This window comes from Streptococcus cristatus, from assembly GCF_008369405.1.
GTDB classification, from domain to species: domain Bacteria; phylum Bacillota; class Bacilli; order Lactobacillales; family Streptococcaceae; genus Streptococcus; species Streptococcus cristatus_G.
In genome coordinates, this window is sequence record NZ_VSJJ01000002.1 from 104,473 (window position 1) to 119,926 (window position 15,454).

At 40.8% G+C, this 15,454-nt stretch carries 14 protein-coding genes and 1 pseudogene; 11 read left to right on the forward strand and 4 right to left on the reverse strand.

Going from position 1 to position 15,454, the window contains the following annotated elements; genetic code table 11:
• Positions 1-14: 14 nt before the first annotated feature.
• The 11 genes and pseudogenes from FXF62_RS03440 (at position 15) to FXF62_RS03480 (ending at position 10,481) form a co-directional block, all read left to right on the forward strand.
• Complete coding sequence (locus tag FXF62_RS03440; RefSeq protein WP_262881575.1) at positions 15-980, forward strand: hypothetical protein; 966 nt, start codon at positions 15-17, stop codon at positions 978-980.
• Positions 967-1,356, forward strand: coding sequence for a hypothetical protein (locus FXF62_RS03445; RefSeq protein ID WP_149517645.1), 390 nt, complete (start codon positions 967-969; stop codon positions 1,354-1,356). Before FXF62_RS03440 ends, FXF62_RS03445 begins: the two co-directional genes overlap by 14 nt.
• A 163-nt stretch (positions 1,357-1,519) precedes the next feature.
• Positions 1,520-2,884 (forward strand): annotated as a pseudogene (gene essC / locus FXF62_RS10825) (type VII secretion protein EssC); the annotation flags it as partial.
• 69 nt (positions 2,885-2,953) lie between these two features.
• The gene (locus FXF62_RS10830) at positions 2,954-3,919 is read left to right on the forward strand and encodes a hypothetical protein (RefSeq protein WP_262881576.1); all 966 of its coding nucleotides are present in this window, start codon (positions 2,954-2,956) and stop codon (positions 3,917-3,919) included.
• Positions 3,920-3,931: 12 nt separating this feature from the next.
• The gene (locus FXF62_RS03455; protein WP_149517646.1) at positions 3,932-4,306 is read left to right on the forward strand and encodes a TIGR04197 family type VII secretion effector; all 375 of its coding nucleotides are present in this window, start codon (positions 3,932-3,934) and stop codon (positions 4,304-4,306) included.
• A 26-nt stretch (positions 4,307-4,332) separates the two neighbouring features.
• A complete protein-coding gene (locus FXF62_RS10835; RefSeq protein ID WP_262881577.1) occupies positions 4,333-6,039 on the forward strand; it encodes a hypothetical protein in 1,707 nt (568 codons plus the stop codon).
• Positions 6,040-6,536: 497 nt separating this feature from the next.
• Positions 6,537-7,100: a DUF368 domain-containing protein gene (locus tag FXF62_RS03465; protein WP_149517647.1), complete on the forward strand. Its 564-nt coding sequence runs from the start codon at positions 6,537-6,539 to the stop codon at positions 7,098-7,100.
• Positions 7,101-7,118: 18 nt separating this feature from the next.
• Positions 7,119-7,241, forward strand: coding sequence for a hypothetical protein (locus FXF62_RS10840; protein WP_262881578.1), 123 nt, complete (start codon positions 7,119-7,121; stop codon positions 7,239-7,241).
• Between the two features lie 183 nt (positions 7,242-7,424).
• Positions 7,425-7,637, forward strand: a complete 213-nt coding sequence (locus tag FXF62_RS03470; protein ID WP_149517648.1) for a hypothetical protein — start codon at positions 7,425-7,427, stop codon at positions 7,635-7,637.
• 167 nt (positions 7,638-7,804) lie between these two features.
• Positions 7,805-9,559: an aspartate--tRNA ligase gene (gene aspS / locus FXF62_RS03475; RefSeq protein ID WP_149517649.1), complete on the forward strand. Its 1,755-nt coding sequence runs from the start codon at positions 7,805-7,807 to the stop codon at positions 9,557-9,559.
• Complete coding sequence (locus tag FXF62_RS03480) at positions 9,546-10,481, forward strand: YitT family protein (RefSeq protein ID WP_149517650.1); 936 nt, start codon at positions 9,546-9,548, stop codon at positions 10,479-10,481. The genes aspS and FXF62_RS03480 overlap by 14 nt, the downstream gene beginning before the upstream one ends.
• Positions 10,482-10,609: 128 nt before the next feature.
• Here the strand turns inward: FXF62_RS03480 and pulA are convergent, their stop codons facing one another.
• The 4 genes from pulA to FXF62_RS03500 form a co-directional block, all read right to left on the reverse strand.
• Positions 10,610-12,685 carry a type I pullulanase gene (gene pulA, locus FXF62_RS03485; RefSeq protein WP_149517651.1) on the reverse strand — a complete coding sequence of 692 codons (2,076 nt, stop codon included), beginning with the start codon at positions 12,683-12,685 and terminating at the stop codon, positions 10,610-10,612.
• Positions 12,686-12,700: 15 nt separating this feature from the next.
• Complete coding sequence (locus FXF62_RS03490) at positions 12,701-13,684, reverse strand: LacI family DNA-binding transcriptional regulator (protein ID WP_149517652.1); 984 nt, start codon at positions 13,682-13,684, stop codon at positions 12,701-12,703.
• 9 nt (positions 13,685-13,693) lie between these two features.
• A complete protein-coding gene (locus FXF62_RS03495; RefSeq protein WP_149517653.1) occupies positions 13,694-14,506 on the reverse strand; it encodes a DUF1189 family protein in 813 nt (270 codons plus the stop codon).
• Positions 14,507-14,610: 104 nt separating this feature from the next.
• Positions 14,611-15,453 carry a sugar ABC transporter permease gene (locus FXF62_RS03500; protein ID WP_005592080.1) on the reverse strand — a complete coding sequence of 281 codons (843 nt, stop codon included), beginning with the start codon at positions 15,451-15,453 and terminating at the stop codon, positions 14,611-14,613.
• Position 15,454: the final 1 nt, after the last annotated feature.

Below are 15,454 nucleotides of genomic sequence, written 5' to 3' on the forward strand. Positions count from 1 at the left end.
AGGAAACTGATACGATGAGGAAGATATTAAAAAATAAGCGTGCTTTTCAATTTGTGTTAGCTAGCCTAATTCTTATCCCTTTTATTATAGTAGGTACTGTTGGGTTCCAACAATTATTTAAAGAACCTGAAAAAGTCGAATATTCTATTGAAGAATACCATTCTGCAAATGAAAACGTATATTTTTTCGGGAATCAACGGAAATTCGTCTTAATGAACACAGATTCCAATGTGAGACCTGGGAGTAGTATCTATCTTTATACAACCGAGCGGAAAGTGATGACAAATAAAGGCGGAGTTGATTTAACATTTAGAGAAAACATGCCCAAATCAGATTATTGGAAGATCCGTCTTTATGACTATAGAACAGAAGAATTAGCCGTTAAAGAAGTGGATCTAAACAAAGTGGTCGAAGACTATGAGGCTGGTTTTTTTCCGATGTATTTTAAATTTGCAGAATATCGTAATAATCCCAAGAACGTCATCAATATAGAAGTTAAAGATAATCAAGGTACTATGAAAACCTTTGTTTTAAACATTGATAGCGGAAAAGTAGAAGGAGAGTATCAAAAGCGTGTAGATATCTATGAAGAGGGTCCTTACTTTTATTATACGACACTGGATCAACATACAGAGAATAAGGGATACTTGGTAAATCACGTCATCGGTACTTATGGTGATTGGAAGGCAGAGGGAAAAGTTATTGATACCAACATCAACCTCTTTGAGGAATATCCTGAAATTGAGAAAAAAATAACTGAAGAAGGTTGGATTCTTAATCCTCAAGAAGAATACGTGACCTCAGAGGAATGGTTTGACAAAGTTTTGTACTGGATGGCGCCTAAGGGAGAAGAGAAACTGACGATTTATGGTATAGATACTAAGGGTCAAGTTTCTGATACCCCACTCACAACCTATGCAGAATATGAAGCCTGGGTTCAAAAACAACGATCAGAAGGGAAAATAAATGAAACGAATTGATCCTGAGAGAATAAAGAGTATAAAAGCGAGTATCAACGCATCTACTAATGAAATACCAGATGACATTCGCTCGCTGATTGATGCGCCAGTGACAGGTAATTTTGAAGACTGTGTTAAGCGAACCAAAGCAACAATGGAGAGCTTGGTAACAACGGTTGATTCGCTCGATCAGTATTTAGATAGTGTAGCGGATGCTTTTGCGGCAACAGAAGCTAGTTTAGTTGCGGCAATTGATGGAGGTATCTATATTAAAGCATCTGAGTCACGAGCGGAGCGTAGAGAACGACATATCCAAGGTGGAAAAAATTCCCAAGAATGCCACAATCGTAGAAAAATGGTTGAAATTGCAGAAAGTCAATATAGCGATTTTCCATAAATATATGAATCACCTGAATTTATTTCAGGTGGTTTTCTTTTGCTTTTTTATTATTACTCTTCTTGTAGTATCATTCATATGGTATAATGGGACAAAGACATTTTTCTTCTAGTATTTTGGAAATTCTATATTTTTCGCTTGTTTATCCCTTCAGCTATTTACAAAAAAATATATCCTGTCCCTCGCTGTCAACTTCCACCCTCATGATGTGGCATTCTTGCTGATTGACTACAAGGGTGGTGGGATGGCCAATCTCTTTAAAAACCTACCCCATCTCTTGGGAACTATTACCAACTTGGATGGCGCCCAATCCATGCGGGCCTTGGCTTCGATCAATGCGGAGATCCATCGTCGTGAACGACTCTTTGGAGAGTTCGAAGTCAACCATATCAATCAATACCAGAAGAAATTTAAAAACGGAGAAGCGACAGAACCGCTCCCTCACCTCTTTCTCATCTCGGATGAGTTTGCGGAGCTCAAGGTCAACCAGCCTGACTTTATCAAGGAGCTGGTATCTATCGCTCGTGTCGGGCGTTCCCTTGGGGTCCACTTGATCCTAGCGACTCAGAAGCCGTCTGGGGTGGTGGATGATCAAATCTGGTCCAACTCCCGCTTTAAGTTGGCGCTTAAGGTAGCGGATCGTGGAGACTCTATGGAGATGCTTCATACGCCAGATGCGGCAGAGATCACCCAGACAGGACGAGCTTATCTACAGGTCGGCAACAATGAAGTCTATGAACTCTTCCAGTCAGCTTGGTCGGGCGCAGACTACCAGCCGGATAAGGATGATATGGGCATTGAGGACCATACGATTTACCTAATCAATGACCTAGGTCAATATGAGATCCTGAATGAAGACCTATCAGGCTTAGAAGAGGCTGACGAGATCAAAGAAGTACCGACAGAGCTGGACGCGATTGTACAGAACATCAAACTTCTGTGTGAAGAGCAGAATATTCCTCCAGTACCACAACCTTGGCTGCCACCACTCAAAGAGCGGATCTACTTGACAGATCTACGTAAAGGAAAGTTCAAAGAATTTTGGGGACATACCGACCGACCTTTAAAAGCAGTGATTGGTTATGTGGATGTGCCAAGCCAACAAGCTCAATACGCATTAGAACATGATTTTAATGAAGATGGGAATATTGCTCTTTTTGGAGGTCCTTTAACAGGTAAGTCTACTTTTATTCAAACTTTGACGATGGATTTAGCTCGTCAGTTTACCCCTACTCAAGTTAACTTTTACTTGTTGGATTTCGGAACAAATGGACTTTTGCCACTTCGACAACTGCCCCATGTAGCTGATACCATTATGATTGACGATCAGGAAAAAATAACAAAAGTGATTAGCCGTATAAAAGGAGAGATTCGCTATAGAAAAGCTCTTTTACGCAAACATATGGTTGCTGATGTAAATCTTTATCAAGAAATCAGTGGTCATCAAATTCCTAGACTTTTCTTTATGTTAGACGGTTACGATGCTATCAAAGAATCTCCACTAGTTTTGGATATAGAAAATACTTTTTAAGTTATAGCTCGGGAAGGCCTGAGTCTAGGGATATATCTTGTAATTACAGCTGGACGATTAGGAGTTGTGAAAAGTGCTCTATTATCTAGTATTAAAACTCGTATCTCTCTAAAGTTAACAGATGATGCAGACACTCGAACATTAATTGGACGCACCCAATTGATAATTGAAGATAAACCTGGTCGTGCTATGATTAAGCTAGATGAACCAGAGATTTTCCAAGTGGCTCTACCAACGAACGGAAATGATACATCTGAATTAATTGAGCAGATTAGCTCTGAGGCAGGAATGATGTCAGAAGAGTGGGGCGGAGATAGGCCTAAGCCTATTCCGATTGTTCCAGAGGAATTAAGCTTTGATACGTTTGCTAAAACTGCAAGTGTTCAAACAGCTTTGAAAGAAAATAACTTACCGTTAGGTCTAGACTTTGTTAATGTTGAGAGTGTTGATATACCGATGAAAGGTTTCAAACACCTACTATATATAGCTAACGAAGGTGAACATTTGGAGAATATTACACGCCACCTTTTAGAAATGTTCACCACCCTCATTCCAAGTAAGAAAGTCATGTTTATGGATGTAGATGATGAATATGATGGTCAGTTTGATTTATTTGCTCGTATTTCTGAACCAGAAGCTCTTGCGGATATGGCGAATCAACTTATGCTTGAATTAGAGGATCGTAAAAAAGGTGAAACTGGACACGACTTTATCATCTTTATCCCTAATTTAGAGAAATTTGTTCAGGCAAGCGGGCTGACAGGCGAACAAGTATCAACACTCTACCAAGAGGGATGGAAATACAATATGCATTTTGTTGTTGGTAGTTTTTATTCTTATATTAGCAACAATGCTATTGGCAGCCCTGCTCGTCAGGTTAAGGCATATAATCAATACTATCTTTTGGGAATGCGCTTAACAGATCAAACAATATTAGAAAAGCCTTATAACAGCAAGGAACCTTATTTAAATAAGGATGAGTTGTACTTATATGGACATCAATCAAGCGTTAAAATAAAAATAACAATATAAAAGGAGGATCTTATGTCAGTAGGAACAACACAGGGGGTAGGCATTCAGTCTGATCCAGGGGCTGTTCAAACCTATGCAAATGGAATCGCTACAGCTTATCATTCAGTAGGAAAAGAAACTGCTACAAAGGATTCAATTAGTCAGTATGCTGCTTCTGCAACTATTAGTAGTCATATTGATAATGAAGTTAAAGCAAGCGAGCAGGCAGCAGAGCAAGCTGTTGATTTTATACAGGTCTTACATGGTATTCATGCAGAGTTTCAAACAACGGATGCAAAGATTGCCAATTATATTAACAGAAATACAGGCCCAGTCGAATCAGGAACTGCTGGTAGTAATTCTGGAAAGAAGAAAAATAAACAGCTATTTAGTGAGGGAACTAATTAATTATTGTTCAACTAGAAAGGAAGTATATGGTAAAGGTAAATTATGCCAGCCTACAGACGCAGTCTTCCACGATGTCGTCTGTCTCACAGTCACGTGTAGCGGGCTTCAATCAGTTGCTTAGTGCCTTTAATAGCTTTGGCGACAGTGGCAATGAGCTGATAGGAACAGGTTATGATGCAGCCCGTGTATATGCGACAAGTGTCATGAGTCCCTATTATAAAGGTTTCATTCTCTACTCTGAAGCCGTTGCAGATGCGGCCAACACACTGGCGGATAACTATGTAGCCAAGTGCGGGGCTGAAAATTTAGATGAAGAACAGTTACAAGCAGAGATTCACCATGCAACATCGGCTTGCATTAGTTTAGGTAATTCGATTGTTAGGCTAGAGTCCGTTAAGCAAACAGAAGCTATCAAAACTAGACTTAATAATCTTAGAAATCAATACGATGCTGCTCAGAGTCAATTAACTGTAGCCCAGGAGAAACTGGACAAGCTGTTAGCTTTCAGCGCAGAGTCTCTCCTTGCCTGCACCTCAGCAGATACATATCAGCTCTTGATTTATCAGGCTATGTCAGGTATTTCAACCTCCTTTGGAGGAGGTAGCTTTGCTTTGCCACAGGACTTATCGTGGGTAGGTGATGTTGAACAAGGCTGGGCTGACCGAGAGATAGCAATGGAGAATAATTACCTGTCAGCGCTGGAGAAGGTGAACAATGGGGAATCTCTGACTGAAGCGGAGCTGACAGCGATAGAGCGATATGCGGCAGCCTATCCGGATCGTGTGGATGATTCCGTTATACAGTATGTACAGCAAGCACGTCAAGTCAAGGAAGAGGAGATGAAATATCGATCTATCATTGACAAGGTGGATGCAGGGAAAGAGTTGACAGATGAGGAATTTGTCAATCTAGTAGCCTGTGCAGAGCAAAAACCAGATAAAGTATCAGATGTTCATAAAGAAAAAATAAATAAAATGCTTAAAGACTACAGAGATGCTAAAACAGTGGTAAATAAATTAGAAAAGAAATCTGGAACTAATACAGACAAAAAGCAGACGGTTTTAGATTATTTGAATAATGTTTTAATTGAATCTGGTTATTTGGAAGAGTTTAATGAAGGTATGTTAGAGCAATTAATTACTCAAACGGATAAAACGATAGCTTCAAATCCCCAGTTGTTGAAACAATTAGAAAAAGCAGGAATTACATGGGAATTGATTAAACAATTAAAGGCGTATGCAATGGGAATAGACAATATTCCTGTTGGGTCTGGTGCCGGTATTGTTTCGTCCACTCAAGTTGTCGTATCTAATGGAGTTCCATCTCTTCAACTTCAAACTGAAACACCAATAGGACAATTATCTGGTCCTTTGTCAGCTGGATTAGCTATCTTAGATTTTAAGGAGCAAATGGATAAGGGCGAAGATATTGAAGATGCAGCTTTAAAGACAGGTGGTCATTTTTTGATAGGATTAGCTGCAGGGAAAGCTGGAGCAGTAATTGGAGCTGGAATCGGTTCAATTGTTCCAGGTCCTGGCACTGCTATCGGTGGAGCGATAGGCTTTATAGCTGGAATTGGTATGAGTGTTTATACAAACAGTAAATTTAATGATTTTTATGATAAAGAAATAAATCCTGTTGTAGAAAAGATTAAAACTGCTATTGATGATGACTTAAAAGTAAAAACGCCCGGCAGATCAGGTTATCTGGATAACATTGGTTTAGCTGATTAATCAAAACAATCAAACTGACAAGGTTTATAAAGTCAATTAAAAAATTTATGCAATTGGGATGATATATCTTCAATATCATGTAGTCGTTTAATCTTGTAACTCATGAATTATTTTAACTTCCTTTTGTGCGCTATAAATTATAGTTTTCATAATTTGAATTCCTAAAATTATAATGAGTTTTATAAAAATTGATATCTGGTGTTCCAAGATGTTAAGATGTTTTTAAGTGTTAAAAGCTTAAAAAGTTATTTTAAATTTGCATTTAAATTTTTCTCTCTTATACTTTAATCAAGGGGAATAAACGCAATCAAAATTGGTCTTCTGAATAATAATTTCAGATAGGACTATGATTTTAAATGTATCAAACAGGAAGATTATAGTCTAATTAATACAACGAAATCCTAGATATAAAGCAGTATGATTATTACATTAGTTTTATTTCAAGAAAGAATACAATTCTAACAATATTAAAATATTCAATGATTAAGGAGAATAAAATGCCTACATTAAAAAAATTATTGTTTCTTGGAAATTTTCAAGAACAAGATATTTTCTATCATTTTGAATCAGGGAAACTCTATTCTTACTCTTATAAACCAGATAAGGTATGGGACATTAAATGGGCCGTTTTAGCTTCTGGACTGGTTCTTACCAACCTACTCTCTTCAATCGGTTTTCTTACTTTTACAAATTTTTTTGTAAAATACGGTTTACTTATAAGTATGATATTCGCCATTGTTGTTTTAGCAGAATGGGCTTTGAGACTCAAACATGATCAAGAATTGATGAGTTTTAATCCTAGGAACTATTTTGGCTGGTCTGACTTTATTAAGAAGTGCAAACATAATTTGTTGTTCCTCTTATTGACAGGTATTGTTTTCTCCGTAATGACATTTCAATTTTTATTGACCTATCTTCAAGAAGCGAACTTGTATAACTATATCCTGTTTAGCCTTTTTTTCCCAGTTTCTTATTTTTCAACATTTAAGGTTAGACCAATCAAAAGATTTTTTATGTTAAAGAAATTATCAGAGGAGGTATCTAATGGTTACCACATATAAAGATAAGCTGATTCAAAAATGGCAAAATTAATATCTGCAAATAATGGCTTGGAATCTATCCCAATGGAAAATAAAAAAGCTGCAGAAAAGGAAAAAATTCGCTCGAATGATTATTATAATGAATTGAAAAAAAGTAGATAATCTCTATACTTTTTCCGATTTTATATTTAATGTGATGATATAACAATGTGGTTATTTCTTTTAGAGCGAGTGATACTTCTCTAGTTTTCATCAGCAATTCTGCCCTGTTATTCTCCAAAGGGTTATAGTTTTTGCCCTAACCTTCCCTGCTTATGCTATAATAGTCTATGGAAAGTTGAGGAAATGATGAAAAAAGTATGGTTTGTAGCGCTGGTGCAGGGAGTGGCCTTGTTTGTGATAACGGGTCTGCTCTGTTATTTTATGCGAGGGGATTTTTTCTTCCGTGCTTTGGCGCCGATTTTTGGTCTGGCAGCTGGAGCCTTTCGCTTCTTGACGGCCATGGTGACAAAAACGTTGGCTCCTAGTCTTTATGAGAATGGGAAGAAAAAGGAATAATCTATATAGCGTTAGCAGGTCTGGGAATATTGATTCCAGACCTTTTTATAAAAGTGGGTACTTTAAATAAAGACTTTTAATTTTTTTCAGAAAAAGGACAGGTAGGGGGGCTTTCCTAGGCTCTTTGTGGTAAAATAGTAACAGAATTAAAATTTTGGAGAGTAAAGATGAAACGTTCAATGTATGCGGGACGTGTTCGTAGTGAGCATGTCGGTCAGGAAATTACTTTGAAAGGTTGGGTTGCCCGCCGTCGCGATTTGGGAGGCTTGATTTTTATTGATTTGCGTGACCGTGAAGGCATTATGCAGCTAGTTATTAACCCTGAGAGTGTTTCAGATGAGGTCATGAAGACAGCTGAGAGCCTGCGCAGCGAGTTTGTCATTGAGGTGACAGGTAAGGTAGCCGCACGTGAGCAGGCCAACGACAAGCTGGCTACAGGAAGTGTAGAGCTTCACGTGGACAGTCTGACGGTACTGAATACTGCTAAAACAACTCCTTTTGAGATTAAGGACGGGATTGAAGCCAATGATGATACGCGCTTGCGTTACCGTTATCTGGATCTGCGTCGTCCAGAAATGCTGGAAAATCTCAAGTTGCGTGCCAAAGTGACCCATTCCATTCGCAATTATTTGGATGAGCTGGAGTTTATCGATGTGGAGACACCGTTTTTGACCAAGTCAACGCCTGAAGGGGCGCGTGATTATTTGGTGCCGAGCCGGGTTAACCAAGGTCATTTCTACGCCCTGCCTCAAAGTCCACAGATCACTAAGCAACTGTTGATGAATGCTGGCTTTGACCGTTATTACCAGATTGTCAAGTGTTTCCGAGACGAGGACTTACGTGGAGACCGTCAACCAGAGTTTACACAGGTGGACTTGGAAACTTCTTTCCTATCTGAGCAAGAAATCCAAGACATTACAGAAGGTTTGATTGCCCGTGTCATGAAGGAAACTAAGGATATTGAAGTGACCTTGCCTTTCCCACGCATGAAATATGACGATGCCCTGGCTCTTTATGGTAGCGACAAGCCAGATACTCGCTTTGACATGTTATTGCAGGACTTGACAGAGCTTGTCAAGGGTGTTGACTTCAAGGTCTTTTCTGAGGCACCGGCTGTCAAGGCGATTGTAGTGAAAAATGCTGCTGACAAATACTCGCGTAAAGACATTGATAAGCTGACAGAGCAAGCCAAGCAGCATGGAGCCAAGGGACTTGCTTGGGTGAAATTCACTAGTGGAGAACTGGCTGGACCTGTTGCTAAGTTCTTGACAGACTTGTCAAGTGAGTTGACAGCTGCTTTACAGCTTGAAGAAAACGACTTGGTTCTCTTTGTGGCAGATACTTTGGATGTTGCCAACGCAGCTCTAGGAGCTCTTCGTGTACGCCTAGGCAAGGAATTAGGTTTGATTGACCCTGCTAAGTTTAACTACTTGTGGGTAGTAGATTGGCCAATGTTTGAGTGGTCTGAAGAAGAAGGACGCTATATGAGTGCCCACCATCCATTCACTCTGCCTCAAAAGGATTCTGAGCAGGAGCTAGAAGGAGACCTGAGCAAGGTTCGTGCGATTGCCTATGATATCGTACTCAATGGCTATGAACTAGGTGGTGGTAGCCTACGGATCAACCAAAAAGATTTGCAAGAACGGATGTTTAAGGCTTTAGGCTTCTCAGCTCAAGAAGCGCAAGACCAGTTCGGCTTCCTTCTAGAAGCCATGGACTATGGTTTCCCACCACATGGAGGTCTGGCTTTGGGTCTCGATCGCTTCGTCATGCTTTTGGCTGGGGAAGAAAATATTCGTGAAGTCATTGCTTTCCCTAAGAATAACAAGGCTTCTGACCCAATGACGCAAGCACCAAGCTTGGTTGCTCCAGCACAATTAGAGGAATTAAGTTTACAAGTAGAATCACATGAAAAAGACTAGTTTGCGGAAACTCTTTCGCTATTATCTTCATCGCTTTGCCTACCATGTCAAGTTGCTAGAAGTCCTGAAAAGTATTTCGCGTGAAAAATATGATGAGAAATTTTCAGCCTCTCTGGTATATGGCTTTCTCTCAGCAGTAGCGGTCAATTTCTTCTTTCAGCCAGGGCATGTTTACTCAAGCGGGGCAACAGGCTTGGCGCAGATTGTCTCGGCTTTGAGTGGTCGCTTTATCGGCTTTACCATTCCAGTTTCCATCACTTTTTATGCCATCAATATTCCACTGATGATTTTGGCTTGGTACCAAATCGGGCATAAGTTTACTGTTTTTACTTTTATCACTGTTTCGATGAGCTCGCTTTTTATCCATTTTGTGCCAGAAGTGACATTGACGACCAATCCCATTATCAATGCTTTGTTCGGGGGAGTTGTCATGGGGACAGGGATCGGCTTTGCCCTCAAGTCAAGCATTTCAAGTGGAGGGACAGATATTGTTAGCTTGACCATTCGCAAGAAAACAGGCCGCAATGTAGGCAGTATCTCCCTGATTGTCAATGGGATTATTATGCTGATTGCTGGTCTGACTTTCGGTTGGGAATACGCTCTTTACTCGATGATTACCATCTTTGTATCCAGCCGTGTGACGGATGCCGTCTTTACTAAGCAAAAGCGGATGCAGGCCATGATTATCACCAGTCATCCTGACGAAGTAATTAACAAAATTCACCACAAGCTCCACCGTGGTGCAACCATTATCAATGGAGCGGAGGGAACTTACAATCACGAGCAAAAGGCGGTGCTGATTACAGTCATTACGCGTGCTGAATTTAGCGAATTTAAGTACATCATGAAGCAGACGGATCCTACCGCCTTTGTCTCCGTATCTGACAACGTACATATTTTAGGAAGATTTGTAGAAGAGTAGTCTCGATTATCGACATTGCTAGTGAATCTTACTCAAACTCAGTGCATACATTTATACATAAAAAAGGAACAAGTTCAGCTGGATGTCTTTCCATCCAAAATGAACCTGTTCCTTTTTATATTTTTACTTTATTTCAGAACCAAGACTTGCTTGGCAGGAACTGTATAAGAGTCTGCTAGCGGGGCGATTGGTTTTTTAGCGTTAATGTGCGGATACTGAAGATGGATGCCTTGCTTGGTTTTATTTTCATAAGTCGCTGCTTCAGTACCAAAGTTAATCAAGATGGTCAGCGCTTGCTTATCTTTTTGAATCTTATATTCAACGAGGCTAGGGCTGAGCCATTTGACCTGACAAGCTTTTTGAATAGCAGAGCTAGTTGCCAGAGTCAGAAGCGGATGAGCCTTTCTAAAGGCAATGAGTTGCTTCAAAAATTCAATGTCTTCAGTGTAGTGAAGTGAGCGCAGCCAGTCTAGCTTGTTGATATCATCAGGTAGGTTGTAGGTGTTGTCAATCAGATTCTTGGTCCGATAAAATTCCTGCCCACTGTGGAGGAAAGGCACTCCTTGCGCTAATAGAACGATATGCATTGCTAGACGAGAGTTTGCTAAGCGCTGACGGAGGCTGATATTTGGATTTTGAATATCAAAATAATCAAACACCGTTGCGTTGTCATGGCATTCTACATAATTGATCGCCTGATGAGGCGCTAGGAAATGTGGCTCTCCTGTCAGGCCGACATTGGCTGTTAGAACATTTTCTAGCCAGCTAGTCGCATGCTCTTTGTTCAGTCGGCTGCCTTGGGCGATGGTTTGCTTGATGGTATCACGGAAATGATCGCTGAAGAAGCCATATTCAGCTAGTTGCTCAGCGTTGAATTGGTGAGCCAGAAGGTCGCTATCAAGTCCAGTCGGCATTTGCCAGCCCTCACCGTAAAGATAGATGTTTGGATAGATAGTTTTTAGTTCCTGAGCGATTTGCTTCATGGTGGCTATGTCGAGGATGCCCATCAAGTCAAAGCGGAAGCCATCAAATCCGTAGAGGCTAACCCATTGCTGGACGGATTGTTGGATATAATGCCGTACCATAGCTTTTTCACTGGCCACGTCATTTCCGCAGAAGGTACCGTTTGTCCGTATGCCTCGCTCGTCTAGACGATAGAAGTAGCCCGGCACAATCTTTTCAAAAGCATAGTTATCTGCTTCATAGACGTGATTATAGACAACATCCATGATGACGCTCATATCGGCCTTGTGATAAGCCGCAATCGCGTCTTGCAGTTCAAAGATACGGCTATAAGAGTTGTGTGGGTCGCTTGACAAGCTGCCTTCAGGAACATTATACTGGACGGGATCATAGCCCCAATTATAAACGAGTTCAGGATGTTTTTCGTCAACGCTACCAAAGTCATAGACAGGCATAAGCTGAACGTGTGTAATGCCCAAATCCTGCAAGTATTTGAGACCAAAGGTCTGGCCGTGTACGCTTGGAGATTCGGACAGAGAAGCAAATTTACCAGGCTGTGAAAAACCAGCTTCCTTTTGCATAGAGAAATCTCGCACGCTCATTTCATAGATAACGGCTTCTGTTGGTTTTACTTGGCTGGCAGCCCGATGAATAGGTCTGCTAATCTTTTTGCGGTCAATGACATAACTATGACCAGAGTTGGCATCTGAAGAGAGGGCATAGGGGTCATGTACCTCTACCCATTTTCCGTTCACCTTGTGGATATAGTAGTAGGCCTTGCCTTCTAAGTCCCCAAGGATCTGCGTATGCCAGACGCCTCTATCTTGCCTTTGGAGAGGAATAATCTGCTCTTCCAGATGCAGCAAGACTTTTTCTGAAATAGGAGCCCAAAGTTTGAAATCTGTTGCCTGAGGGCTATAGCTAGCTCCCAAATCTCTTTCCTGGTAGCTAAATAATTCATCAAAAATTGGCTTCTGGACAATGTGGCGATATTGGAGAATGGTGTGATTGCGATCCTGATCATAGACTGTGTAGGATTCAGTCAAATCAATCGGATCATTGGCTGAAAGAGTGTAGATAATCTGATGTTCTTGATTCTCAATTTTTTTGATGGTCAAAGGACTGGAGCTATGCTTGTCCTCTAGAGTGAAGTGGATAGAATAAGCGTCAAAGGACTTTTCCAATTCGATAGTGATGCTATTTTCATCATCTAAGTAGGCTTGGAAAATACGATAAACCATGAAATTTCTCCTTAACTAACGAGTAAGAATGCTGTGGGGGATAACTTGGCGATAGCAAGTATGTTTGTCATCCTTATTATCTTTAATGATTTGGAGCAAGGTACGGAAAGATTCCCTCCCCAACTCGAGGGTGTTGATATTAATGTAGGCATCCACGTCGATGCGTGGCTTGATAGAGTCAAAAGTGATAATAGGGAAACGGTAGTCAATGTCTTTGAGATAGTGGAGAGCCCCTTCGGCAACCATACTATCTGATGTCACAAAGGCTTCAATTTCCTGAATAGGCATCTTTTCCATAATCTTATAGCTGCTATCTTCCAAGAGGAAACCGAAAGAAAACTTGACGATATTTTCATCAAGAGGGATGCCTGCTTCTTCCAAGGCTTGTTTGTAGCCGGCAAAGCGGTCTTGGGATACGACAAGCTCTTTATTCCCAGCCAGAAAGGCAATTTTTTTATAACCTTGATCTAGGAAATATTTGGTTGCATCGTAGCCAGCCTTGATATTATCATTATCGACCAAAGAAACAAATGGTGACACTGCTTTCCCTAAAATCAAGAAAGGAAATTGGTTTTTAATCGCAAAGTCAACCAGCGGATCGTTTGGCTTAGAATAGAGAAAAATCAAACCATCGACGCGTTTTCCGAAAATCATTTGTTTGATATTTTCTAAGCGGTGCTCTTCGTCCTGTCCGGTGCTAATCTGAATGGCATAGTCATGTTCAGACGCGATGCGCGAAATCCCCCGCAAGACAGTTGGAAAGAATGGGTTTTGGTAAAAAACATCTGAATCATCGGGCAGCACCAGACCGATGACTTGGGTAGACTGACTGACCAGACTTCTAGCATTGAGATTTGGATGATAGTCCAGCTCCTTCATGGCAGCACGGACCCGTTTTTTTGTTTCATCACTGATGGTTGACTTGTTTTGTACGACGCGTGTCACCGTTGAGGGAGACACACCCGCTAATTTCGCTACTTCTTTAATCGTAACGCGCATAATAACCTCCTAATTTCTAAAATCCTCATCACGAAAATGTGTTTTGTAGAAAATAATCACCAAATAAAGAACAAACAAGATATTTTGGACGGTGATAATCGTAGGCAGACTTTGCCCAAATAAGCCGCAGATAAGACCGATAATCGTTGGTAATCCTAGGCAGTTGAGGATAAAGTGATAGCATTCTTTAAAGGTTTTAAAAGAAAATAGCCGTGATTTCTTGGTCAGGTAGAGCAAGAAGGAAGCACCGAGTGCTAGAAAGGCAAAGTTGATGCTAAAGAGGAAGCCTGCGGAGAGGACTAGGAAGAGGCTGATCACCAAGCGGTTTTGCTGGAACCAGTCTTTAGAAATGGCTTTGGTCAGGGCTTCTTTACTTTTTAGAGCCTTCTGGTCTATGGCTTGGTAGCGGATATTGGCCAGTTCTTTTCCTTCTTTAGTGATTTTGAGATTTTCTTTGTCGAAGTAAAGGGTCAGCTCCTTGCCTAATTTAAGCTCCTCGTGATGGCCGATAATGACAGTCCCAGCGGCATTGCGATGAATTCCTTCAGGATTTTCAGTGATCAGCACATGGTCTTTCATCTGGGCATGATGGTCAAAGTCAATCATCACGTCTTCATCCAGAGTGTCAAAAGCCTTATCAACAAAGGTATCCAGAGCATAGCTCGTCAAAGACGCTGTCTGAATGGCCACAGGAATCAAAGACAGAGAAATCAAAAAGACACTGGTAAAGATGAGCTGGAACCAGCTGAGCATGCGACGATTGGCGAAGGTTTTTCTAAAACCAATCAAGCTCGAAAAATAATTAAAAGGATAAGGTAACATAGCTGCCTCTTTCTAAAATTATAATCAGGTGGTGGCCAATAAAGAACTTATTGGCTGCCATATAACTATAATCGCGTTTTAATCAAAAACAGGGTGGGACAAGATTATCCCTTGTCTCCACCACTTGTTAAACCAGATACAAAATTCTTTTGCAGGAAGAAGAAGAGAATACAGATTGGAAGGGCAGTGAGAATCGCACCGGCAGCAAAGAAGGCAATTTTTTGATTCTTGACATCGCTGACGAAGGTACGAAGACCAACTGCAACCGTATAAAATTCTTTTTCACGAAGAAGGAAGCTGGAGAGGATGTAGTCTCCGAAAGGTCCCATGAAGGCCCAGAGAGCTTGCACGGCAATCATTGGACGAACGAGGGGCAGGACAATCTGCCAGAAACGTCTGAAATGACCAGCGCCATCTAATTTAGCTGACTCGTCTAGAGACATAGGAACGGTATCGAAGTATCCTTTCATCAACCAAGCATTCATTGGGATACCACCACCTACATAAAGGAAGATAAGGAACCAGCTTTGGTTGAGGGCATTGAGCATCAGCGCCATAACGAAGAAGGCGGTCAGAGCGGCAATGGTTGGTACCATTTGAATAATCAAGAAGAAGACCAAACTTTGCTTTCTTGCGATGAAATTGTAACGGCTATAAGCATAGCCTGCAAGTACCACTATACTGGTTTGGACAATCATTGTCAAGACGGCAATGATAATGGTGTTAAAGTACCAAGTACCATATAGAGTCTCTGAGAAGAGACGAGAGAAGTTTTCCAGACTGAAGTTGATGTCTGTGTCTAGCTTGAAGGCCACGACATTCCCCGTCTTGAAAGCAGACATGATCGTGATCAAGAGCGGGTAGAGAATGATAATGGAAAGCACTACAAGGTAGAGATAGGTCAAACTATGGTTGATAAAACGTTTAAATTTAACAGAACTATTCATC